Annotated in this window: 5 protein-coding genes; 1 reads left to right on the top strand and 4 read right to left on the bottom strand. The window is 73.7% G+C overall.

The features are described from left to right. Positions 1 to 32: 32 nt before the first annotated feature. The 4 genes from AC07AW_RS27810 to AC07AW_RS27825 all read right to left on the bottom strand — a co-directional run bounded on the left by AC07AW_RS27810 (position 33) and on the right by AC07AW_RS27825 (position 24,144). Entirely contained in the window at positions 33 to 13,226 is a 13,194-nt protein-coding gene (locus AC07AW_RS27810) for an amino acid adenylation domain-containing protein (protein ID WP_478818180.1), read from the bottom strand. A 138-nt stretch (positions 13,227 to 13,364) separates the two neighbouring features. Continuing rightward, a complete protein-coding gene (locus AC07AW_RS27815; RefSeq protein ID WP_478818181.1) occupies positions 13,365 to 22,871 on the bottom strand; it encodes a type I polyketide synthase in 9,507 nt (3,168 codons plus the stop codon). Between the two features lie 311 nt (positions 22,872 to 23,182). Beyond that, complete coding sequence (locus tag AC07AW_RS27820; protein ID WP_478818272.1) at positions 23,183 to 23,542, bottom strand: hypothetical protein; 360 nt, start codon at positions 23,540 to 23,542, stop codon at positions 23,183 to 23,185. Positions 23,543 to 23,544: 2 nt separating this feature from the next. After that, positions 23,545 to 24,144, bottom strand: coding sequence for an RNA polymerase sigma factor (locus tag AC07AW_RS27825; RefSeq protein WP_478818182.1), 600 nt, complete (start codon positions 24,142 to 24,144; stop codon positions 23,545 to 23,547). Positions 24,145 to 24,475: 331 nt separating this feature from the next. Between AC07AW_RS27825 and AC07AW_RS27830 the strand changes: the two genes are divergently transcribed. After that, positions 24,476 to 25,696 (top strand): MFS transporter, encoded by a 1,221-nt coding sequence (locus AC07AW_RS27830; protein ID WP_478818183.1) that lies wholly within the window; start codon positions 24,476 to 24,478, stop codon positions 25,694 to 25,696. Positions 25,697 to 25,983: the final 287 nt, after the last annotated feature.

The raw sequence follows: 25,983 nt of genomic DNA on the forward strand, positions 1-25,983 counted from the left end.
GGCCGCCCGCGCGGCGGCCCGGCCGGTTCGGTTCAGTGCGCGTCGAGGGCCCGGCGCAGCTCGCCGGCCAGGGCGCGCAGCCGCTCGCCGCGCATCACCGTGTAGTGGTCGCCGGGTACGTCGACGAGGGTGGCGTCGCCGGGGAAGTACCGCATCCAGCGGTTCGCGGTCTCGACCGTCGCACCGCCGTCCGCGGCACGCAGCGACACGACCCGCCCGGCGAAGCCGCTGGGCGCGTAGCGCAGCAGGGCCCGGTAGTTGTTCCGGAACCGGCCGACGATGGCGCTCAGCGTGTCGAGGTCGATGTCCTCGGACAGTGCCCCCGCTCCCCGCGCCTCGGCGTACAGCACCTCCACCGGCGGGCGGCCGTCGAAGGCCTCGGCCGGCAGCTGCCAGTCGACACCGGCGAGGCCCGCCAGGTCCCGGGCGAACCAGGACAGCAGCTGCTCGTCGGAGACGGGCGCGCCCTCGGCCGGTCCGGGCTCGACCATCAGGTCGATCACGGCGAGCAGCTCCACCTCGGCGCCCGCCGCGGTGAGCTGGGCCGCCATCTCCAGAGCGATGATCCCGCCCATCGACCAGCCGCCGAGCCGGTACGGACCGTCCGGCAGCGCCTCGCGGACCGCCGTCACGTAGTGGGCGGCCATCGCCTCCACGGTGGTCAGCTCCGTGTCGGGCACCTGGAGGGCGTAGAACGGCTGCTCGTCGCCGAGGAGTTCGGCGAGCTCCGCGTAACAGAGCACGTCACCGCCGACCGGGTGGACGAACACCAGGGGAGTCCGGGAACCGCCCGTGCGCACCGGCACCAGCGCCTCGCGGCCGTCCTCGCCGCTGTCGGCCTCACGCACCGCCCGGGCGAGCAGCTCGATCGTCGGACGGGCGAAGAGCGTGGACAGCGGCAGGCTGCGGCCCAGGCCGCGGGCGATCCTGGCCATCAGCCGGACCGCGAGCAGCGAGTCCCCGCCGAGGTCGAAGAAGCTCGCGGTCACCCCGATCTCGGTCACGCCGAAGAACTCCGCCCAGATCTCCGCGAGCCGGCGCTCCACCTCGTCGCGGGGCGCCACGAAGCCGGCACCTTCCACGGCGACCTCGTCCGGCGCGGGCAGGGCCGCCCGGTTGACCTTGCCGTTGTCGCTGAGCGGCAGCTCGTCCAGGACGAGGACCCGCTGCGGCACCAGGTGCGCCGGGACCACCCGGCGCAGCGCCTCGGTGATCTGCTCCTCGGTGTCCTCGCGGCCCTCGTCGAGGACGACGTACGCGATGAGCCGCTTGGGCCCGTGCTGCTCGCCCGCCGCGACGACCGCGGCGGACCGCACGCCCTCGCACTGGGTGAGCCCGGCCTCGACCTCGCCCAGTTCGATCCGGTAGCCCTGGATCTTCACCTGGGAGTCGAGACGGCCGAGGAACTCGATGGTGCCGTCCGGCAGGAAGCGCCCCATGTCGCCGGTGCGGTAGAGCCGCTCACCGGTGACCGGGTGGTGCAGGAACGCGGCGCTGGTCTTGACCTCGTCGTTCAGGTAGCCGCGGGCCAGACCGACGCCGGCGATGTACAGGTCTCCCGGCACCCACACGGGGCATGGCCGCATCGCGCTGTCCAGCACGTGGAAGCGCTGATTGCGCATCGCCTTGCCGTACGGAATGCTCACGCAGTCGTCCGGGACCTCGTCGATGGGGTGCAGGATCGACCAGATCGACGCCTCCGTGGCGCCGCCGAGGCTCCACAGCTCGGCGTCCGGCAGCAGCAGCCGGATCCGTCCGGGCAGCGACACCGGTATCCAGTCACCGCTCATCATGACGAGCCGCACCGGCAGCCCGGTGAGCCCGTTCGACAGGGCGTGCTCGGTGAACATCTCCATCAGCGCGGGCACGCTGTTCCAGATCGTCACCCCGTGCTCGACGACGAGCTCCGCCCACCGGGCGGGCTCACGGTGCGCCGCCGGCTCGGGAAGGACCAGGGCGCCGCCCACCGAGAGCAGTCCGAAGACGTCGTACACCGACAGGTCGAAGTGCATCGCGGACAGTCCGAGGGCCCGGTCCGCCGCGGTGACGCCATAACGCTCGTTGACGTCGACCACCGTGTTCAGGGCGGCGCCGTGCTCGATCATCACGCCCTTCGGAAGCCCCGTGGAGCCCGAGGTGAAGATGACGTAGGCGAGGTCGCCCGGCTTGGCACCGGACTCGCCGAGCGGGCTGTCCTCATCCTTGTCGTCGGCGCGGACCACGGTCCTGACCACGCCCTCCGGCCAGTCCGCCGTGTCGTCCACCCACGGCTGGGTGACGACCTGGCTGATCCCGGCACTGTCGAGCAGCACGTGCAGCCGCTCGACGGGCACCCGGGCGTCGATCGGGACGTACGCCGCCCCGGCCCGCAGGATGCCGAGCGCCGCGACGACCTGCTCCCAGCCCTTGTCCATGACGATCGCCACCAGGTCGCCGGGGCCGGCCCCCTGGGCGCGCAGCGCGTGACCCACCTGGTTCGACCTGCGGTCGAGCTCCCCGTACGTCAGGGTCAGCGCCCGCGAGATGACGGCGGGCGCGTCGGGAGTGGCCTCGGCCTGGGCGAGCACCGCTTCGTGCAGCAGACCGTCGGGCACGGGCCCGTCGGTGGCGTTGGCCTCGGCCCGCACCTCCAGGTCGGCCGCCGGTACGAGCGCCGGCCGGGGCCGCTGCCAGGCCTCCGGGTCGCGGCACAGCTCGTGCAGCATCCGCTGGTACGCGGCGAACATGGCGTCCACGCAGCCCGCCGGGAACAGCTCCTCGATCACGTCCCAGTTCAGGACGAGTTCACCGGCCTCCTCGACCGCCTGGTGGTCCAGCCACACCTGCGGGGTGCGGACCGAACTGCTCACCTGACGGCCGTTCTCACCGATCCCGGCGAGGTACTGCACGACTCCGCGCCGCTCCGTTTCCTGCCGGCCCGCGAAGTTCACCAGGCTGGTGAAGACGACCGGCGCCGCGGCCCGCACCGAGGCGCCCCGCGCCCGGTTCAGCTCCCTCAGCACCTGCACACCGCTGACCTGGCTGTGCTCCATGTCGCTCCACAGCCGGGCCTGCACCTCGCTCGCCCGGGCGGCGAACGAGTCCTCGACGGAGTCGCGGATCTCCAGCATCAGCGTGGTGGAGAAGTTGCCGATGACGTCGCCGACCTGCGGGTGCAGCGGCAGCCGGTTGAAGTACAGGAGGTTCAGCGAGAAGTCGGGAGTGGCACTCCACTCCGCGATCACCTGCGAGTACGCCGTGCACAGCGCCGCGGACGGGCTGACCCCGGCGGTCGCGGCGTGCTCCTTGAAGCGGGCCCACTCCTCCTTCGGGAGCGTCGCGCCACGGTGGTTGAACACCGGCCGGTCCAGGCTCGACGGGTCCACGGCCAGCGGCAGCTGGGGCGCGGCCGGGAGCGTGTCGAGCCGGTCCCGCCAGTAGGCGAGCGCCCGGTCGTACTCGGGCCCGCCCTCCAGCTCGCGGGCCTGCCGGACGTAGTCCCGGTAGTGCAGCTCCAGCTCCGGCAGCTCCTCGCCGCGGTAGTGCGCGGCCCACTCCTTGAACAGGATCGACGTGCTGAAACCGTCGATGATCAGGGCGTCGAAGCCGGCGTGCAGCCGGATCACCCGGTCGTCGATCCGGGTCACCCGCACGTCGAACAGCGGCCAGCGGGCGGTGTCGAAGACCTGGTGCCGCATCTCCTCGTGGACGGCGGTCAGCGCGGCCTCGCGCTCGGCCGGGGCCAGCGCGGACACGTCGGTCGTACGGATCGCATAGGCCGGGACCTCGCGCTGGACGCGCTGTTCGCCCTCGGCGGTGAACACGGCCCGCAGCATGTCGTGCCGCTCGACCATCGCCCGGAAGGACGCGCCGAGCCGGTCCAGGTCCACGTTCTCCAGGTCGATCTCGATCTGGAAGTAGGTGGAGGTGTTGCCGAGTTCGAAGGCGTCACCACGGCCGACGAGGTACGCCTGCTGGAGATCGGTCAGCCCGAACGGCTCGTAACGCTCCACGTCGTCGCCGGGCGCGGCGGCGGACTGCGGGGACTCGGCTGCGGTGTCGGTGTCGGTGTCGGCGTCGGTTTCGGTGTCGGTTTCGGCGTCGGGCGTGCCGAGGGCGTCCAGTACGTCCCCGGCGATGTCCTCGGTGCTGCGGCCGTTCAGGAACGCCGTCATCGGCAGCAGGACGTCGAACTCCCGGTTCAGCGCCGTCCGGATCTTCATCGCGATCAGCGAGTCGAGGCCGAGCGCCTGCAGGGACTGCCCGGTGTCGAGCCGGGCCGCCACGGTGCCGAGCGCCTGGGCGACGGTCCGCGTCACGAGGGCACGCACCGCCTCGGGTGCCGCCACGGGAACGTCGGCAGGAGTCGGGTCCGGGGCAGGGGTCGTCGGGACCGTGGCCGGCCGCTGCGGTGCGGGCACGACCGGCGCCACGTGGTCGGCCGCGGGTGCCGGGGTCGCGGCGGGCTCCGCAGCCGGCCGGTTCAGGGCCGGGACGAAGCGCACGCCGTCGGCCTCGGCGACGAGCCGGCCCTGCGCGGTGATGAGCCGGATACGCGCCCGCGTGCCGCCGTCGAACAGCTCGGCATGACATCGGAGCCCGTCCTGGGCGCCGCCGCGGTCGTAGTGGACGAAGCGGTCGAGACCGGCCGGCACCAGGGCGGGGCCGTCGGTGGGGAAGCAGGCCAGCGCCGTCTGGAACATGGCGTCGACGAGCCCCGGGTGGATCAGGTACGGCTCCGCCTCACCGGGCAGCGCGGACCGGATCTCGGCGGTGGCCTCGCCGCGGCCGAGCCTGATCCGCTCCACCCAGCGGGCGGCGGAGCCCAGGTACAGGGCGCGCTGCCACAGCATCCGGTACAGCTCGTCGCCGGACAGCTCGCGACCCGAACCCACCGGGGCGAGCGTCACCGTGGGCGCGGCCGGCGCACCGGCCCTGGCCCGGCCCTGCGCGTGCAGCTGCCAGCCGCCCGTCGGGTCCTGGGCGTAGTAGCGGAACCGGTCCGCGTCCAGGACGATCTGGGCGGCGCGCTCGGCTCCGGCCGCCGACGGGTCGATGCCGACCGGGTCGAGCACCAGGTCGACGGGGAGTTCGAGGTCCTCCACGGACACCGGCCCGGTCCCGGCGAGCTCGGTCACCGCTTCGATCACCGACTCGACGAGCACACCGGCGCTGACCACCGGCCGGCCGCCGACGACGAAGTCGCCCAGGCAGGGGTGCGTCACCGGGTCGAGCCGCGGGGCGAACTGCGCCTGCGCGAGCGGAGACGACGGCATGCGGACACCCGACAGAGCGACCTGCTCGGTGGGTCGGGCCACCGGTCGCGGCGCGCTCCGGGGAGCGGCGGCGGGCTCGTTCAGGAGCCAGTAGTGCGTGCGCTGGAACGGGTAGGAGGGCAGCTCGACGGTGCGAGCGTCGTACGGGGCGAGCAGCGCGGGCCAGTCGACGGCCACGCCGTGGGACCAGGCCTGGGCGGCGGATTCGACGAAGCGTTCCAGGCTGCCGGTGTTGCGGTGGAGGGTGCCGACGACGGCGCCGGTGTCGCCGAGGGTCTCGGTGATGCCGGAGACGAGGACGGGGTGAGCACTGATCTCGACGAAGACGACGTCGGGGGCTGCCAGTTGTTCGACGACCTCGGCGAGTCGCACCTTGCTGCGGAGGTTGCGGAACCAGTAGGCCGCGTCCAGTTCGGCGGTGTCCAGTACGCCACCGGTCACCGTGGAGTGGAAGGCGATCCGGCCCGAACGGGGGGCGACGCCTTCCAGCTCGTGGGCGAGGGTGTCCTGGATCTCGTCGACGTGGGCGGAGTGGGAGGCGTAGTCCACGGGGATGCGCCGTGCCCAGAGGCCGGAGTTCTCGCACTGGGCGAGGAGCTCGTCGAGGGCCTCGGGCTGCCCGGCGACCACAGTCGACGAAGGGCCGTTGACCGCGGCGACGGAGACACGGCCGTCCCACGGCGCGAGCAGCTCTGCCGCCTGCGCCTCCGGGACGCTCAGCCACGCCATCCCGCCGCCACCGGACAGGACACGCAGCGCCTTGGACCGCAGGGCGACCACACGGGCGCCGTCCTCCAGGGACAGACCGCCCGCGACGACCGCGGCCGCGATCTCGCCCTGGGAATGACCCACGACCGCCGTCGGGTTCACGCCGGCGGTGCGCCACAGGGCGGCGAGGCCGACCATCATGGCCCAGGAGGCGGGCTGGACGACGTCGACCCGGTCGAGGCCGGGGGCGTCGTCCTCGCCGCGCAGGACGGCCGTGAGGCTCCAGTCCACGAACGGCGCGAGGGCCGCCTCGCACGCGCTGATCACGCGGGCGAACTCCGGAGAGGAGTCGAGCAGGGCGGTGGCCATGCCGACCCACTGGGAACCCTGCCCGGGGAACACGAACACGACGGCAGCGCCCGACGTGCGGCCCGGCTTGGCGCCGGAGACCGCCGCAGTCACGCCGGAGAGTTCGCGGGAGGCCAGGGCGTCGAGGCCGGCGAGCAGCCCGTCACGGCCGTCGGCGCCGGGCAGCACGGCCCGCGCCTCGAAGGCGGAGCGCCCGGTGGCCAGGGAGAGCGCCACATCGGCCGGGCTGAGCTCGGGCCGTTCCCGTACGTACGAGGCCAGCCGCTCGGCGGCCTGGGCCAGTGCGTCCGCCGTACGCGCCGACACCAGCCACGGCAGGCCCGCGCCGTCCAACCGGTCCTCGTCTGCCGGGACTTCAGGAGATTCCTCGGTGGGTGCTTCCGCCAGAATGATGTGGGCGTTGGTGCCGCTGATGCCGAAGGAGGAGACGCCGGCGCGCCGGACCCTGCCGTCGGCGGCGGGCCAGGGGCGCGGCTCGGTGAGTACTTCGACGCCGCCGGTGGCCCAGTCGACGAGCCCACTCGGCCTGCCGACGTTGAGGGAGGCGGGGAGTTCGCCGTGGCGCAGGGCCATGACCATCTTGATGATGCCGCCGACACCGGCGGCGGCCTGCGCGTGTCCCAGGTTGGACTTGAGGGAGCCCAGCATCAGGGGCTGACCGTCGCGCTCGCTGCCGTACGTGGCGAGAAGGGCCTGTGCCTCGATCGGGTCGCCGAGGACGGTGCCCGTCCCGTGCGCCTCGACCGCGTCGACACCGGAGAAGGACACCCCGGCGTCCTGCACGGCGGCCCGGATGACGCGCTCCTGCGCGGGGCCGCTGGGGGCGGTGAGGCCGTTGGAGGCGCCGTCCTGGTTCACGGCGGATCCCGCCACCACGGCCAGGACCTCGTGGCCCAGCCGCCGGGCGTCCGACAGCCGTTCCACGACGAGGACACCGACGCCCTCGGCCCAGGCCGTGCCGTCCGCGTCGGCCGAGAAGGACTTGCACCGGCCGTCGGCCGCGAGTCCCCGCTGCCGCGAGAACTCGATGAAGGTGTTGGGCGTGGACATCACGGCGGCGCCGCCCGCGAGGGCGAGCGAGCACTCGCCCGATCGCAGGGCGCGGACCGCGAGGTGCAGCGCGACCAGCGACGACGAGCATGCCGTGTCGACCGTCAGGGCCGGGCCCTGCAGGCCGAGCGTGTAGGCCACCCGGCCCGTGGCGACACTGCCGGCGGTGCCGGTCAGGAAGTGGCCCTCGGCCTCCTCCGGAAGCCGGCCGCCACCGCCGTAGTCGTGGTACATCACCCCGGCGAACACCCCGGTGTCACTGCCGTGCAGCGAGCCGGGCGTGATGCCGGCCCGCTCCAGGGCCTCCCACGACACTTCGAGGAGCAGCCGCTGCTGCGGGTCCATCGCAAGCGCCTCGCGCGGCGAGATCCCGAAGAAGGCCGGGTCGAACTCGGCGGCCTCGTGGAGGAACCCGCCGTGCCGCACGTACGAGGTGCCCGAGTGGTCCGGGTCGGGGTGGTAGAGGCCGTCCAGGTCCCAGCCACGGTCGGCCGGGAACTCCGAGATCACGTCGCGCTGTTCGGCGACGAGCCGCCACAGCGCCTCGGGCGAGTCCACCTCGCCGGGGAAGCGGCACCCCATGCCGACGATCACGATCGGGTCGCCGTCCGTACGCGGAGCGACGGCCGCGACGGGCTGCGCGGGGGCGCTCTCGGCACGTTCCCGCGCGAGCGCGAGCGTGAAGTCGACGACGGCGGCCGGCGTCGGGTGGTCGAAGACCAGCGTGGCCGGGAGACGGAGGCCCGTCGCGGAGTTGAGGCGATTGCGCAGCTGCACCGCGAGCAGCGAGTCGATGCCGAAGCTCTTGAACGGCTGGTCCGGGTCGATCCCGTCCCTCGACTCGCTGCCGATGACCGCGGCCAGCTGGGCGCGGACGACGTCGAGCAGCAGGCGGCGGCCCTCGTCCTCGGACATCCGGCCGAGCCTGCGGCGCAGGCCGGACTCACCGGTGCGCCGCTGGGGGACCCGTACCAGGGAGCGGAGCAGCGGGGACAGGGTTCCGGCGAGGGCGTCGGTGCGCAGCGAGGCAGGGTCGAGGCGGGCCGGTACGAGGACGGGCCGGTCGTCGGCGAGCGCCCGGTCGAGGAGTTCGAGGCCCTGCTCGGTGGAGAGCGGCGCGATGCCGCGCGTCGAGAGGGTGTCGTCGTCCAAGTGGCCGGTCAGGCCGGTGCGCTCGGCCCACAGACCCCAGGCGAGCGAGGTCGCGGGAAGGCCCGCTGCCCGGCGGCGCGCGGCGAGCGCGTCGAGGAAGACGTTGCCGGCGGCGTAGTTGGCCTGGCCCGGGTTGCCGAGCACGCCCGCCACCGAGGAGAACAGGACGAAGGCCGCGAGGTCGTGGCCGGCGGTCAGTTCGTCGAGGTGCGCGGCGGCGTCCACCTTGGGTCGGAGGACCGCCGCGAGCCGGTCCGCCGTCAGTGACTCGACGACGCCGTCGTCGAGCAGACCCGCGGTGTGGACGACGGCGGTGAGCCGTACGCCGCCGAGGAGCCGGGCGAGCGCGTCGCGGTCGGCGGTGTCGCAGGCCGCGAGGGTGACCTCGGCGCCCAACTCGGCCAGCTCTGCGGAGAGTTCATCCGCTCCCGGAGCGTCGGCGCCGCGGCGGCTGACCAGGAGCAGGCGGCGGGCGCCGTGCTCGGTGACCAGGTGCCGGGCGACCGAGGCGCCGAGCACGCCGGTTCCGCCGGTGACGAGCACGGTGCCGTCCGGGTCGAGCGGGGTGGCGCCGGTCAGGTCGGCGGCGGGCGTGTGCCGGACCAGCCGGGGGGCGAGGAGCGCGCCCGCTCGCAGGGCGAGCTGCGGCTCGGTGAGCACGGCCCCGGGGACGGTCCCGGCCTCGTGCGCCTCGTCCGAGTCCAACAGGGCGAAACGGTCCGGGTGTTCGGACTGGGCGGTCCTGATCAGGCCCCACACGGTTGCCTCGGCGGGGTTGTCGACCTCGGGGCCCGCGGCGCCGTCGGTCAGCACCAGCAGGCGGGAGCCGGCGAAGCGGGCATCGGCCAGCCACTCCTGGACCAGGTCGAGAGCCCAGCGCGCCGCCCGATGGGCGGCCTCGGCGAGAACGGCTCCCGTGGTTTCGGAGTCCTGCGAGGTGTCCGGACATCGGTCGGTGCCGGGACATCGAACGGCGACGATCTGCGGCACCGCGTCCGGTACGTCGGCCAGGTCCGCGACCAGGCACACGTCGGTGTCGGCCGTGGCGCCGGGGACCGGCTGCCACTCGATGCGGAAGAGCGAGTCGGTGCCGCGCCCGGCGGCCAGGTCGGCGGTGAACGGCCGCATCGTGACGGACTCGGCGGACAGTACGGGCTTCCCCGAGGCGTCGGTGACGCGGAGGGCCACGCCGTCGCCCCGCGGGCTCAGCCACACCCGCAGGGCGTCGGCGCCCTCGGTGTAGCGGCTGACGCCGGACCAGGAGAACGGCAGGACGGTGCCGCCGTCCTCGCGGAGCAGACCGACCGCGTGCAGGGCCGCGTCGAGGACCGCCGGGTGCACGCCGAAGGCCGTGGCGTCCAGCTCGGCGGGCAGGCCGACCTCGGCGTAGACGTCGCGGCCGGAGCGCCAGGCGGCGCGCAGGCCCTGGAAGGCCGGGCCGTAGTCGTAGCCCGCCTCCGAGAGGGTGTCGTAGCGGCTCTCGACGTCGATCTCCCGGGCGCCGGCCGGCGGCCATTCGACGAGGTCGAAGTCCGCGGTCTCGTCGTCGAGTTCGAGCGTCGCCGCGGCATGCCGCGTCCACGGGGCGCCCGCGTCGGCGTCCTGCGGCCGGGAGTGCACGGCCAGCTCACGCTGCCCGTTGGCGGCCGGCGGTTCGACGGTCACCCGAAGCTGTACGGCTTCGCCGGCCGGGAGCAGCAGCGGGGCCTGGAGGGTCAGCTCGGCGAGCCGTCGCCAGCCCATCCGCGCGCCCACGGCCATCGCGAGTTCGAGGAACGCGGTGCCGGGCAGCAGGACGGTGCCCTGTACGGCGTGGTCGGCGAGCCACGGCTGCGTGTCGAGAGCCAGACGGCCCGTGTAGACCAGCCGGTCCTCCTCGACCAGCTCGACGACGGCGCCGAGCAGCGGGTGCCCGGCCGAGGCCAGACCGAGACCGCGGGCGTCGGTGGAGGCGGGTTCGGCCTCCAGCCAGTAGCGCTGGCGCTGGAAGGGGTAGGAGGGCAGTTCGACGGCGTGGGCGCGGTAGGCCTGGAGGACGGTCGGCCAGTCGACGGCCACGCCGTGGGACCAGGCTTCGGCGGCGGACTGGACGAAGCGTTCCAGGCTGCCGGTGTTGCGGTGGAGGGTGCCGACGACGGCGCCGGTGTCGCCGAGGGTCTCGGTGATGCCGGAGACGAGGACGGGGTGAGCACTGATCTCGACGAAGACGACGTCGGGGGCTGCCAGTTGTTCGACGACCTCGGCGAGTCGCACCTTGCTGCGGAGGTTGCGGAACCAGTAGGCCGCGTCCAGTTCGGCGGTGTCGAGCACGGCGCCGGTGACGGTGGAGTGGAAGGCGATCCGGCCCGACTGCGGGCTGACGTCCTTCAGCTCGTGGGCGAGGGTGTCCTGGATCTCGTCGACGTGGGCGGAGTGGGAGGCGTAGTCCACGGGGATGCGCCGTGCCCAGAGGCCGGAGGCCTCGCACTGGGCGAGGAGCTCGTCGAGGGCCTCGGGCTGCCCGGCGACCACGGTCGAGGACGGGCCGTTGGCCGCCGCGACGGAGATCCGCCCGTGCCACGGGGCGAGCAGTTCCTCGGCCTTGGTCTCGGGGACCTTCAGGGAGGCCATGCCGCCGCCGCCGGACAGGACGCGCAGGGCCTTGGACCGCAGGGCGACCACGCGGGCGCCGTCTTCCAGGGACAGCCCACCGGCGACGACGGCGGCGGCGATCTCGCCCTGCGAGTGACCGACCACGGCGACCGGGTTCACGCCGGCGGTGCGCCACAGGGCGGCGAGGCCGACCATCATGGCCCAGGAGGCGGGCTGGACGACGTCGACCCGGTCGAGGCCGGGGGCGTCGTCCTCGCCGCGCAGGACGGCCGTGAGGCTCCAGTCCACGAACGGCGCGAGGGCCGCCTCGCACGCGCCGATGACGCGGGCGAACTCCGGGGACGAGTCGAGCAGGGCCGTGGCCATGCCGACCCACTGCGAACCCTGCCCCGGGAACACGAACACGGCGCGGGAGGAGGACACGCCGTTCTCGCCGTCGACCTGCCGGGAGGCCAGGGCATCCAGACCGGCCAGCAGTCCGTCACGCCCGTCGGCGCCGGGGACCACGGCCCGCGACTCGAAGGCGGAGCGCCCGACGGCCAGGGAGAGCGCCACGTCGGCGGGGCCGAGCCCGGACCGTTCCCGTACGTACGCGGCCAGCTGTCCGGCCGTCTCGGCCAGTGCGTCCGCCGTACGGGCCGAGACCAGCCACGGCAGTCCCGAGCCGTCGAGAGAGCCGTCCGGCGTGACCTCGTCGGCCGGCTGCTCGGTGGGGGCTTCCGCGAGGATGACGTGGGCGTTGGTGCCGCTGATACCGAAGGAGGAGACGCCGGCGCGCCGGACCTTGCCCTCCTCGACGGGCCACGGGCGCGGCTCGGTGAGCACCTCGACGCCGCCGGTGGCCCAGTCCACCAGCTCGCTCGGCTTGCTGACGTTGAGCGAGGCCGGCAGCTCGGCGTTGCGCAGGGCCATGACCATCTTGATGACGCCGCCGACACCGGCGGCCGCCTGGGAGTGGCCGAGGTTGGACTTGAGGGAGCCGAGCATGAGCGGCCGGCCGTCGCGCTCCTTGCCGTAGGTGGCGAGGAGGGCCTGTGCCTCGATCGGGTCGCCGAGCACCGTGCCCGTACCGTGCGCCTCGACAGCGTCGACACCGGCGAAGGGCACTCCCGCGTCCTGCACGGCCGCTCGGATCACCCGCTCCTGCGCCGGACCGCTGGGTGCGGTGAGGCCGTTGGACGCGCCGTCCTGGTTGACGGCCGAACCGGCCACCACCGCAAGGATCTTGTGGCCCAGGCGCCGGGCGTCCGACAGCCGCTCCACGACGAGGACACCGACGCCCTCGGCCCAGGCCGTGCCGTCCGCGTCCGCCGAGAACGACTTGCAGCGACCGTCGGGCGCAAGCCCCTTCTGGCGCGAGAACTCGACGAAGATGCCCGGTGTCGACATGACCGTCACACCGCCGGCGAGCGCGAGCGAGCACTCGCCGGAGCGCAGGGCGTTGACCGCCAGGTGCAGCGCGACCAGCGACGACGAACACGCGGTGTCCACCGTCAGGGCCGGGCCCTGCAGGCCCAGGGTGTAGGCGACACGGCCCGAGGCCACGCTCGCCGTCGTTCCCGTCAGGCCGAAGCCGGTGGCGGCCGCGCTCGCCTCGCCGAGCCGCGGACCGTACTCCTGGGCGATGGCTCCGAGGAACACGCCCGTCGACGTGCCGTGCAGCGCACCGGGCGTGATGCCGGCCCGCTCCAGGGCTTCCCAGGACACTTCGAGGAGCAGCCGCTGCTGCGGGTCCATCGACAGGGCCTCGCGCGGCGAGATCCCGAAGAAGGCGGGGTCGAACTCGGAGGCGCCCTGCAGGAAGCCGCCGTTGCGTACGTACGACGTCCCGGAGTGCTCCGGGTCGGGGTGGTAGAGGCCGTCGAGGTCCCAGCCCCGGTCGGTCGGCAGACCCGAGATGACGTCGCGCTGTTCGGCGACGACCCGCCACAGCGCCTCGGGCGAGTCCACGCCGCCCGGGAAACGGCAGCCCATGCCGACGATCACGATCGGATCGTTGGTTCCCGCCTCCAGTTCACGGACCCGCTGACGGGACTGGTGGAGGTCGACGGTGAGGCGCTTGAGGTATTCGACGAGTTTGTCGTTGTCCGTTGTTGTCATGGTGTGGGTGCCCCCGTAGGCGTTGTGGAGCCGTGCGTGCGCGGATTTCGGGCATGGCTGCCCGGGCGGCGTGCCCGGGGGCACGCCGCGCGCGGCGAAGGATGAGAGGGGTGAGGGTCCGGCGTCGCGGACGTGGGATCAGAGTTCGGAGTCGATGAACGCGAGGAGTTCGTCGACCGAGGCCGACTGGACCCGGGCGGACAGATCGTCCTCGGCCGGGGCGCGCTGAGCCGGTACCCGGGCCGCGAGGGCCTGGAGCCGCTGGACGATCTCGGCGCGCACGTCGTCCTGGGTGTCGTCCGGCAGCCCGACGAGCGCCGCTTCCAGCCGGTCGAGTTCGACCAGGCCGGGTGCGGACGAGGAGTCGGCGGAGTCGGTGGCGGATTCCGCTTCGGCCGGGGCCAGTTCGCTGTGCAGATGGCCCACGACCGCGAGCGGTGTCGGGTAGTTGAAGAGGAAGGTGGCCGGCAGCCGGAGACCGGCGGCGGTCTGCAGCCTGTTGCGCAGTTCCACCAGGGTGAGGGAGTCGCAGCCCATGTCCTTGAAGGGCCGGTCGGCGGGGATGCCGGACGCGGAGGACCGGCCGAGTACGGCGGCGGTCTGCACCCGGACGAGATCGAGGAGCAGTTCCTCCCGCTCGGCCGTGCTCAGTGCGGCGAGCCGGTCGCGCAGGGTCTCGGTCGTCCGGGGCGCCGACGCGGCCGTCGGCGCCTGGGCCGGTCGAGGGGCGGCCGGTGCCAGGTCCCGCAGGACGGCGGGCAGTTGGGCGCCGAGGGCGCCGAGCGCGGCACGGTCGATGGGTGCGGGCACGAGCGCGGGGGAGTCCACGCGCAGGGCCGCGTCGAGCAGGGCCAGGCCCTCCGCCCGGTCGATGGGCGCGAGGCCGGTGCGGGCGATGCGCACCCGGTCGGCTTCGGACAGGGTGCCCGCCATTCCGGCGGCCCCCGGCCGTCCCGCCGTGTCCGCCCACATGCCCCAGGCGAGGGAGACCGCGGGGAGTCCCTGCGCCTTGCGGTGCTGGGCCAGGGCGTCCAGGTAGGCGTTGGCCGCGGCGTAGTTGCCCTGGCCGGCGCCGCCGATGACGCCCATGACGGAGGAGAAGAGGACGAAGGCCGCGAGGTCCTGGTCCGTGGTCAGCTCGTGCAGGTGCCGGGCCGCGGTGGCCTTGGCGGCGAGCACGGTGTCGAGGCGCTCGGGAGTGAGCGCGGTGATCACGCCGTCGTCGAGCACTCCGGCCGCGTGGACGACGGCGGTGAGCCGTACGCCGGCCAGCAGCTTCGCGAGCGCGTCCCGGTCGGCGGTGTCACAGGCCGCGAGGACGACCTCCGCACCCAACTCACCGATTTCGGCGGCGAGTTCCTGAGCGCCGGGCGCGTCGGCGCCGCGACGGCTGACCAGGAGCAGATGGCGAGCGCCGTGCTCGGTGACGAGGTGCCGCGCGACCAGTCCGCCGAGGGCTCCGGTGGCGCCGGTGACCAGGACCGTGCCCTCCGGGTCGAAGGCCGGGGGCAGGGTGAGGACGACCTTGCCGATGTGGCGCGCCTGGCTGACGTACCGGAAGGCCTCCGGTGCCCGGCGGACGTCCCAGGTGCTGACCGGCAGCGGGGTCAGAGCACCCGAGGACAGCAGGCGCAGGACGGCCGTGAGCAGTTCGCCGATCCGCTCGGTCGGCTCCTGGAGCAGGTCGAAGAAGCGGTAGTCCACCCCGGGGTGGTCGGCCGCGACGAGCGCCGGGTCGCGCAGATCGGTCTTGCCCATCTCCACGAAGCGACCGCCGTGCGGCAGCAGCCTCAGGGACGCGTCCACGAACTCGCCGGCGAGCGAGTTCAGTACGACGTCCATGCCACGGCCTTCGGTGGCCGCGCCGAACGCCGCCTCGAAGTCCAGGGTCCGGGACGACGCCAGGTTCGCGCCGTCCAGGCCGAGGCCACGCAGGGCGTCCCACTTGCCGGGGCCCGCCGTGCCGTACACCTCCGCGCCCAGGTGCCGGGCGAGCTGGACGGCGGCCATGCCGACGCCACCCGCCGCCGCGTGGACCAGGACCCGCTCGCCCTCGCCCAGGCCGGCGAGGTCGACCAGGGCGTGGTAGGCGGTCAGGAACACGATGGGCGCGGACGCCGCCTCGGCGAACGTCCAGTCGGCGGGCATGACGGCGACCCGCCGGTGGTCGGTGACGGCCATCGGGCCGAACGCCCCGGAGAACAGGCCCATGACACGGTCGCCGACGGCGAGACCCGTGACGCCGGGCCCGACCTCGGTGACCACACCGGCGCCTTCGAGGCCGAGCGGACCGGGATCGCCGGGGTAGAGACCCAGGGTGCCCAGGACGTCGCGGAAGTTGACGCCCGCGGCGCGCATCGCGATGCGGACCTCGCCGTCGCCCAGCGGGGCCAGGGCCTCCGGGAAGGGTTCGAGGGCCAGGTGGTCCAGGGTCCCGCGCTCGCGCACCACCATCCGCCACGCGGCCGTGCCGGCCGGGGGCACCAGGGCGCCGCCGGCCGAAGCCGGGCCGAGCCGGGGTACCAGCAAGGCGCCCTCGCGTACGGCGAGTTGCGGCTCGGATCCGATCAGCGGCAGCGCGGTACGGCAGTCCTCCGGGGTCTCCACGTCGAGGAGTCCGACCCGCCCGGGGTTCTCGGTCTGCGCCGACCGTGCCAGACCCCATACGGCCGCGATGTCGGGGTCCGCGTCGGCGTCCGGCGCCGTGGCCACGGCCGCCCGGGTGACGAGTACCAGCCGGGAGTCGGCGAGCCGGTCCTCGGCCAGCCACGCCTGGAGCAGCGCGAGAGCGCGGTGCACGACGGCCGGGGAGTCGGCCGCGAGACGGTCCCGAAGGTCCTGGGTGGCCGCGAGACCGTCCCCGAGGTCCTGGGTGACCGCAAGACCGTCCCCGAGGTCCTGGGCGGCCGCGAGGCCTTCCCCGAGAACCGTGACCGGCGCGAAGACCACCTCGGGGGCGGGAAGCCCCGCGTCGAGGGCCTCGCCCAGGGCCGTGAGGTCGTCGTACCGAGGACCGACGCCCAGGTCGGCGGAGCCGAGCACGGCGGCCGACGGGGACGCCTCCCCGTCCGCCGTGGCCGGCTTCCAGTCCAGGCGGTGGAGGGAGCGCGGTACGGCCACCTCCTCGCCGGCCGGGCGCAGGACGAGCTCCTCGACCTCGGCGACGACCGCGTGGGACTCGTCGAGCAGGGTCAGCGACACCGCGTCCGGACCGGTCCCGGTGATCAGCGCCCGCACGGAACGGGCGCCCGGCTGGTGGACGGTCACGCCGCGCCACGAGAAGGGCAGCAGCCGTCGGCCGCCGTCTTCGAGGGCGGTGATGACGATCGGGTGCAGGGCCGCGTCGAGCAGCGCCGGGTGCAGCCCGTACGAGGCGGCGTCGGTGACGGAGGCCGGCAGGGCGACCTCGGCGAGCAGGTCGGTGCCGTGCCGCCACGCCGCGCGCAGGCCCTGGAAGACAGGGCCGTAGGCGTAGCCCGAGGCCGCCAGTTCCTCGTAGCAGCCGTCGACGGGCAGGGCTTCGCCCTCGCCGGTGGGCCGGGCCGCGGCGGGCGCGGGGGCTCCGTCGTGCGGGGCGAGCGCGCCGGTGGCGTGCAGGGTCCACGGCTCGACGGCACCGTCCGGCGTCTCGGCACGGGCATGCACGGTCAGAGCGCGCAGGCCGTCCTCGCCGGGCGCGGCCACGACGACCTGCACCTCGGTGCGGCCGTCCTCGGGGATCACCAGAGGGGCGACGAGGGTGAGTTCGGCGACCCGCGGCGTCCCGGTCTGCGAGCCCGCGCGGGCGGCGAGTTCGAGGAAGGCGGTGCCGGGCAGCAGGACCGAGCCGAGGACGGCGTGGTCGGCGAGCCAGGGATGGCTGCGGCGGCCGAGCCGGGCGGTCAGGACGGCCTGCCCGGATTCGGCGAGCTCGACGGCGGGGCCGAGCAGCGGGTGCCCCGCGGGCCCCTCGGTGCCCTGCGCGGTCAGCCAGTAGCGCTCGCGCTGGAAGGCGTACGTGGGCAGGGCGGGCGTCCGCCCCGCGCCGAACACGGCCTGCCAGTCGGGGCTGCGGCCCCGGACGTGCAGGGAGCCGAGCGCGGAGGCCAGGGTGCGGCGCTCGGACCGGCCGCGGCGCAGCACCGGGACGAACGCGAGGGCGTCGTCGTCCAGACAGTCCTGGCCCAGTGCCGAAAGGACACCGTCCGGGCCGAGTTCGAGGAAGGTCCGCATGCCGAGCCCGTGCAGGGCGGCGAGGCCGTCGGACATCCGGACCTCCCGGCGCACCTGCCGCACCCAGTAGTCGGCGCTGACCTCGACGGGCTCACCGGTGACGGTGGACACCATCGGGACGCGCGGCTCCGCATAGGCGACCTGCGCGGTGACGGCGGCGAACGCGTCGAGCATCCCGTCCATGCGGTGGGAGTGGAACGCGTGGCTGACGACGAGCCGGCGCGTCTTGCGGCCGAGGGCGGCGAACGTGCCGGCGACCTCTTCGACGGCCTCGACGTCACCGGAGACGACGACGGCCAGGGGGCCGTTGACGGCGGCGATGCTCACCTCGTGCTCGCGGCCCGCGATCAGCGCGGCGACCTCGTCCTGCGAGGCCTGGACGGCCGTCATCGCACCGCCGGACGGCAGAGCCTGCATGAGCCGGCCGCGCGCGGCGACCAGGGTGCAGGCGTCGGACAGCGTGAGGATCCCGGCGACGTGAGCGGCGGCGAACTCACCGATGGAGTGGCCGAGTACGGCGTCGGGCGCCAGGCCCCGGTGCTCCAGGAGCCGGAACAGCGCGACCTGGAGGGCGAAGAGGGCGCACTGCGTGTTCTCGGTCCGGTCGAGCGCCTCGGCGTCGTGGAACATCACCTCGCGCACCGGCGGCGTCCCGGGCACGGAGGCGCGGCAGGCGTCGAGTTCGGCGCAGACCGCGTCGAGGGCGGCGGCGAAGACCGGCTCGGCCTCGTACAGCTCACGTCCCATGCCGACGCGCTGGCTGCCCTGCCCGGTGAAGAGGTAGGCGAGGCCGTCGTCGGTACGTGCCGTGCCGAGGGCCAGGGCGGAGTGCGGTTCCCCGCGGCCGAGCGCGGTCAGCGCCGCGACGGCCTCCGCGCGGTCCTCGGCGGCGACGGCCGCGCGGTGGCCGAGAGCGGTACGCGTGGTGGCGAGGGCGCGCCCGAGGTCGGTGGTGGACCCCTCGTCGAGGGTGTCCAGCGCGTCGACGAGCGCGGTGGCCTGGGCGCGCAGCGCCGGTTCGGTACGCCCGGACAGCACCCACAGCGGGTGGGTGCCGTCGTCCCCGGTACCGTCCGCGGGCGTGCGGGGCTCGGCGGGGGCTTCGGCGAGGACCACGTGGGCGTTGGTGCCGCTGATGCCGAAGGAGGAGACGCCGGCGCGCCGGACCCTGCCGTCGGCGGCGGGCCAGGGGCGCGGCTCGGTGAGCACCTCGACGCCGCCGGCGGCCCAGTCGACGAGCCCACTCGGCCTGCCGACGTTGAGGGAGGCGGGGAGTTCGCCGTGGCGCAGGGCCATGACCATCTTGATGATGCCGCCGACACCGGCGGCGGCCTGCGCGTGTCCCAGGTTGGACTTCAGGGAGCCGAGCATGAGCGGCCGGCCGTCGCGCTCGCTGCCGTAGGTGGCGAGGAGGGCCTGTGCCTCGATCGGGTCGCCGAGGACGGTGCCCGTCCCGTGAGCCTCGACCGCGTCGACGCCGGAGAAGGTGACACCGGCGTCCTGCACGGCGGCCCGGATGACGCGCTCCTGCGCGGGGCCGCTGGGGGCGGTGAGGCCGTTGGAGGCGCCGTCCTGGTTGACGGCGGTGCCCGCCACCACGGCGAGGACGTCATGTCCGAGCCGCCGGGCGTCCGACAGCCGTTCCACGACGAGGACACCGACGCCCTCGGCCCAGGCCGTGCCGTCCGCGTCGGCCGAGAAGGACTTGCACCGGCCGTCGGCCGCGAGTCCCCGCTGCCGCGAGAACTCCACGAAGATGCCGGGTGTCGACATGACCGTCACACCGCCCGCGAGGGCGAGCGAGCACTCGCCCGACCGGATGGCGCGCACCGCGAGGTGCAGCGCGACCAGCGACGACGAGCACGCGGTGTCGACCGTCAGGGCCGGGCCCTGCAGGCCGAGCGTGTAGGCGACGCGGCCCGAGGTGACGCTCGGCGTGGTCCCCGTCAGGCCGAAGCCTGCGGCACCCGCACCCGCCTCGCCGAGCCGCGGACCGTACTCCTGGGCCATCACACCGGCGAACACGCCCGTCTGCGTGCCGCGCAGGGAGTCCGGGGCGATTCCGGCCCGCTCCAGGGCCTCCCAGCACACCTCCAGGTACGCGCGCTGCTGCGGGTCCATCGCGAGCGCCTCACGCGGCGAGATCCCGAACAGTTCGGCGTCGAACTCCGCGGCGCCTTCGAGGAAGCCGCCGTTGCGGACGTACGTGGTGCCCACGTGGGCGGGGTCCGGGTGGTAGAGGCCGTCGAGGTCCCAGCCACGGTCGGCCGGGAAGCCCGAGATGACGTCGCGCTGCTCGGCGACGACCCGCCAGAGCGCCTCGGGGGAGTCCACCCCGCCCGGGAACCGGCAGCCGATGCCGACGATCACGACGGGGTCGTCCTCGTCGGTACGGGCCTCGGGCGCCGTGACGGCCTCGTGCGGCGCGTCGGCGAGCAGCGCGGCCAGCCGGGCGGGGCTGGGGTGGTCGTACACGACGGTCGTGGGGAGCCTGCGCCCGGTGGCGGTGACGAGCCGGTTGCGCAGCTCGACGACCATCGCCGAGTCGATGCCCAGCTCCTTGAAGGTCCGCCGGGGCTCGACCTCGGCGGCGGACTCGTACCCGAGGACGGCGGCGGTGTGCGCGCGGACGAGCTCCAGGGAGGCCGGGCCGGTCAGGGAGATGTTCGCCTCGGCCCCGGGGGCCTCGGCGGTGTCCTCGTGGAGCGGCGCGGTCTGCTGAGCCGGCGTGGTGGCGGGCGTCAGGGGCCGGGCGGCGTGGGGCCGTCCGGAGATCCAGTGGCGGCGGCGCTGGAAGGCGTACGTCGGCAGCTCGGCGCGGCCGGTACCGGCGGGCAGGACGGCGGACCAGTCCACCTCCGCGCCGTGGCAGAACGCCTCGCCGAACGCGAGCAGCAGGCGCTGCCGTCCGCCCTCACCGCGGCGCAGGGTGCCGAGCGCGGCGACCGGCAGGTCGGCGGCCTCCGCGGTCTGCTGGACCGCGAGCGCCAGGACCGGGTGCGGGCTCATCTCGATGAACAGCTCGTGCCCCGCGTCGAGCAGGGCCCGTACGACGGGCTCGAGGGCGACCGGTTCGCGCAGGTTGCGGTACCAGTAGTCGACGTCCAGCTCGGAACCGTCCAGGGCGGTGCCGGTCACGGTGGAGTGCAGCGGCACGGTCCCGGCGCGCGGTGCGATGCCGGCGAGTTCGGCGGGCAGCGTGTCGCGTACGGCGTCGACGTGCGGGCTGTGCGAGGCGTAGGCGACCGGGACGCGCCGGGTGCGCACGTCCTCGCCGTAGTGCGCGGCCAGGGCGTCCAGGGCGTCCCCGTCGCCGGCCACCACGGTCATGCCGGGCGAGTTGACGGCGGCCACGCTCAGGCGGGGGAATCCGGCCAGGTCCTCGCGGACCCGGTCGGCGGGCAGCGACACGGTGAGCATGCCGCCGCCGCGTCCGGCGAGCGCGCCGAGAGCGGTGCTGCGTACGGCGATGAGCCGGGCGGCGTCGTCGAGGGTCAAGGCGCCGCTGACGGTGGCGGCGGCGATCTCGCCCTGCGAGTGGCCGACGACCGCGGCCGGTTCGACACCGGCCGCCCGCCACAGGGCGGCGAGTCCGACCATCACGGCCCACAGGGCGGGCTGCACGACGTCGTCGCGGTCCAGGGCGGGCGCGTCGGGCCGTCCGCGCAGCACATCGGTCAGCGACCAGTCGCGGTACGGGCGGAGCGCGCGCTCGCAGTCCTCGACGACCCGGGCGAACACGGGGGAGCTGTCGAGGAGTTCGGCGGCCATGCCGGCCCACTGGGAGCCCTGGCCGGGGAAGACGAACACGGCCTCGCGGACGGCCCGGTGGCTGCTGCCCTCGACCGCCGTCGGGGTGACCCGGGCGTCGGCTACCGCGTCCAGGGCGCCGAGGAGCTCGTCGCGGCCGGTGCCCGTCAGGACGGCGCGGTGGGTGAAGGCGGTGCGGTCGTGGGCGAGGGCGCGGGCGACCTCGGCGACGTCGGACTCGGGGCGGGCGGCGAGGTGTTCGCGCAGGCGGGCGGCCTGGGCGCGCAGTGCCGTGTCGCCGCGTCCGGACAGCACCCATGCGAGGGAATCGGATGCGGCGGAGGGGTTTGTCGGGTCCGGTTCGTTCCCGGCGGTCGGGGCGGTTTCGTCCCGCCATTCGCCGAGGACCAGATGGCAGTTCGTACCGCCCATTCCGACCGATGTCACACCCGCGAGGAGCGGACCCTCGGGATTCGGCCACGGCCCGGTTTCGGTGGCGGGTGCGAGCCGTAGATCCTCGAACGGGATCTGTGGATTGGGGGTCTGATAGTTGAGCGTTGGAACGATTTCCCGCTCTTTGATGCAGAGAATCGTCTTGACGAGCCCCGCTATGCCCGCGGCCCCTTCGAGGTGGCCGATGTTCGTCTTGACCGAGCCGAGCCGGAGCGGATTATCCGGGGTGCGGGAGGAGGAGAATACGGCACCCAGAGCAGAGGCTTCGATGGGATCGCCGACCCGGGTGCCAGACCCGTGTATTTCGATGTACTGCGCGTGTCCAAGAGGTAAACCGGAGTTTTCCCAGGAATCGCGTATGACGCGTTCCTGGGCTTTTCCGTCAGGTGTGGGAAGCGTCTCACTCGCGCCGTCGTTGCCGACGGCTCCACCGTGCAGCAGACAGTGGATGCGGTCCCCGTCGGCGATGGCCCGACTGAGGAGTTTCAGCGCGACCACGCCGCCGCCCTCACCTCGCACATACCCGTTCGCCCGGGCGTCCAACGAGTAACATCGCCCGTTGGGCGAGAGGCTGCCGAACGCCGCGAGGGCCTCGGTGCTCTCCGGCGCGAGGTTGAGGTTGACGCCGCCGGCCAGCGCCGTCACGGACTCGCCGCGACGCAGGCTCTCGCAGGCCAGATGCACTGCGACCAGCGAAGACGACTGTGCGCTGTCGACCACCATGCTGGGACCCTGGAGCCCGAGGGCGTAGGAGATCCGGTTCGCGATGATGCCCCGGTGCAGGCCCGTCACCGTGTGCGCGGAGGTGGCCTCGGGGCCGGCCGCGTGGGTGAGGGCCGTGTAGTCGTCGGCGATCGCGCCGACGAAGACGCCGGTGGCGGTGCCGGCGAGCGTGGCCGGGACGATGCCGGCGTCCTCGAGCGCCTCCCAGGCGAGCTCGAGTGCGAGGCGCTGCTGCGGGTCCATCGCGGCGGCTTCACGCGGGGAAATCCCGAAGAACTCGGCATCGAAGGTGTCGACGCGGGGCAGAAAACCACCGGGGCGCGGCGAACCGTCCTCCCGGACGCCGAGGTGCGCGCGATCCGCGGGCGGCTCCGCAATGGCGTCGCGGCCGTTCCTCAGAAGATTCCAGAATTCGGCAGGGCTCGCACCACCGGGTAAACGGCAGGAAAGGCCGACGACAGCGACGGTACGGTCATCTGCCGCCCCAATCTGGGCATGGCGGATCATAGTGTTCTGCTCCCCCCGTGAAGCACGATCAATGGCGTTGCCGACTCGGCGGCCCTGCCAGTCTCAAACTCGTTTTGGACCCTAGCACCGAGGCGCCGCTCCGTAAACCAATGGCCAGGGCGGCGAGTTGGTATGCAAAACGAATGTGACGGATAGTCCGGGGGGGTGCTTGCGCAGGCTCGATGAGACAGCCGTCTCACGCCTGTAAAAGGGCACAGCCGAAACCTCCCGACCCGGTGACACCACCTTCCGGGACGCTCTGCGGGAGGGTGGAAGTCAGGCCGGGGCGGGAGGCAGGAAGTCCGGGGGCGTCAGCCGTGCTTCGCCGCCGGGTGCGCCTTGGTGAGGGTGCAGACGCCGTCCACGCACTGGCGCTCCAGTCGGCCCCGGGAGATGGTCTGCGCCAGGCCGACCATCCAGCAGGTGGGGCAGCCCTTGAAGGCGACCAGCGACAGGGGGGCCGCGAGGAGGGCGGCCGGGCCGACCACCGGCACCATGGCGAGGGAGCCGATGATCAGGCCGAAGCCGATCAGGCCGCGCGCCAGGTGCCGCGGGACGGACTTGCTCGCGAAGTTCGGCGCCGCGGGCGGCGTCGCGACCTGGGTCGCGGTCGGTGCGATCACCGGGGCCTGCACGCCCTCGGGGGGCTTCACGACGTTCAGAGTGGTCATGGTCATGGTTGTGAGTCTCCTTCGACTGGTGGGTCGATGGCCTGATCTGGTGCCTGGTCGGTCGCTTCCAGCGCGTGACGCAGCGCCGCGCGTGCCCTGTGCAGCCGCGACTTCATCGCCGCGGTGCTCAGGCCGAGCGCATGAGCGACGGTCTTGCCGGGCAGGCCCTGGACGTCTCGCATGATCAGGACCTGCCGCTGGTCACGGGGAAGGGCGCTGACCGCGGCCGCGATCCGCTCCACCTCCAACCGGTACAGCACCGCCTCCTCGGCGGACGGTTCCGCGCTTCCCTCCGCCTCGGCCGGCACTTCGTCACGTCGAGCGACGAGGAGCCGTACCTGCCGGAGACACTCGTTGCGCACGATCCGGAACATCCATGAGGCAAGCGCGCCGGTGGCTCGCAAGGTGCCGATCTTCCGGTACAGGATGATCAGCGCCTCTTGGGCCGCGTCCTCCGCGTCCTGCGGCGAGGCGCACAGCGATATGGCGAACTTGCGCACATGCGGCTGCGATTCCATGACGACGGTGGTGAGCGACGTGACGTCGCCGTCCTGAGCGGCCTTGATCAGCCGCTCGTCAGGCCAGGGGAAGCGTTGGTTCATGTGCTACTCATACCGGAAGGCGCCCCGCGCGCAGGCGCTGGTCAGCTTCGGCTCTTGTTGAAGCGCCGCATCAGGTGCCAGCTGCACGCACCCACGAGCACCACGCCGACCACGATGAGGGCAGTGACCATAATTGCTGTTTCCTCCCGATTCAGTCCGGCCCGTTCGACCGGTACACACATAAGAGACGGGGAGGTCCCGAGAGGATTCAGCTCTCGCCGAAGTTTTTTTCGAACCGCTCCGAGGCGGCCCGGGCGACCGGCCGGACCGAGGTCCAGAGGCCGGGAACCGGATCTTACCGACGGGCTGCCTCCGCCCTTAGCGTCGTCGTATGACCAAGATCCTCAACTCCCGAGCAGAGGGCGCCGGTTCGCGGCCGCCCCTGGTGACGCGGCCCCTGCTGCTGCGCTTCGTCTCGATCATCGGCGCCTCGACGAGCTTCTACCTGCTCCTGTCGGTCGTCCCCCTCTACGCCGAGGAGGCCGGCGGGAGCCACGGCGATGCCGCCGGGCTCACCACGGGCGCCCTGATGCTCGCCACGGTCGGCGGCGAGCTGGCCACCCCCCGGCTCGTCGCCCGCTTCGGCTACCGCCTCGTGCTGGGGGCGGGACTCGTCCTCCTCGGCGCGCCGGCCTTCGCGTTCTCCGCCTCCGGAAGCCCGGCCTGGATCGCGGCGGTGTGTGTCCTGCGCGGTCTCGGATTCGCCTTCACCGTCGTCGCGGGCGGCGCCCTGACGGCCGCGCTCATCCCGGCCGCACGCCGAGGGGAGGGGCTGGCGGTCGTCGGCATCGTGTCCGGTGTCCCGTCCCTGGTGGCGCTGCCGCTGGGCGTGTGGCTGGCGGCGCACGTGGGGTACGGCCCGGTCTTCGCCGCCGGAGCCGTGGCCGCGCTGGCCGCCGTCGCCTCGGTGCCGGGACTGCCGGACCGCGAACCCACCTCGGAGCGGGTGATCGGGGTGGCGGCCGGGATACGGACGGCCGCGCTGTCGCGGCCCGCCCTGGTCTTCGCGGCGACCGCCCTCGCCGCCGGAATCCTGGTCACCTTCCTCCCGCTGGCCGTCCCCTCGGCCTCCGCGGGTGTCGTCGCCACGGCCCTGTTCGCCCAGTCCGCCGCGGCGACCGCGGCCCGCTGGGTGGCCGGTCGGCACGGCGACCGGCACGGTCCCGCCGTACTGCTTCTGCCCGGCCTCGCCCTCGCGGCCGGGGGAACGCTGCTCACCGCACTGACCCACAGTCCGGTCGCCGTCGTCATCGGTGTGACCCTGTTCGGGATCGGTTTCGGCTTCACCCAGAACGCCACCCTGACGCTGATGTACGCGCGGGTCCCCGCCTCCGGCTACGGAACCGTCAGCGCCCTGTGGAACTTCGCCTTCGACGCGGGTATGGGCCTCGGTGCCGTCGGCTTCGGTTTCCTCGCGGCCCGGACCGGCTACCCGTCGGCCTTCGTCCTCACCGCCGCCCTGATGCTCACGGCCCTCGTCCCGGCCTGGCGCGACCGCCGGACGGAGGGTTCGGGCCGGTCCACGGGGGAGGGCGCGTCGAGCGGTCGGTAGCGCACGCCCATCCGGTCCAGCCTGGCCAGGTGCGGCCGCAGCCGGCCCAGGAACTCCGCGTGGTCCCGGCCGGACGGTCCTGGAGGTCACCAACGGGACCGGCTCCACCACCTGGCGGGTCGGCGTCGAGGTCAGGGCCAAGGACATCGGCGCCGTCCCCGGCATCACGCTGCGCAATCTGCACGTCCACGGGATCGACGGCGTCGCTCAGCTCGGCAAGGGCAACATCGGTTCGGCCGGCATCCTCGTGAACGTCCGGGGCAACAGCGCCCCCACGTACTACACCG

Source organism: Streptomyces sp. NPDC044003 (assembly GCF_056435185.1).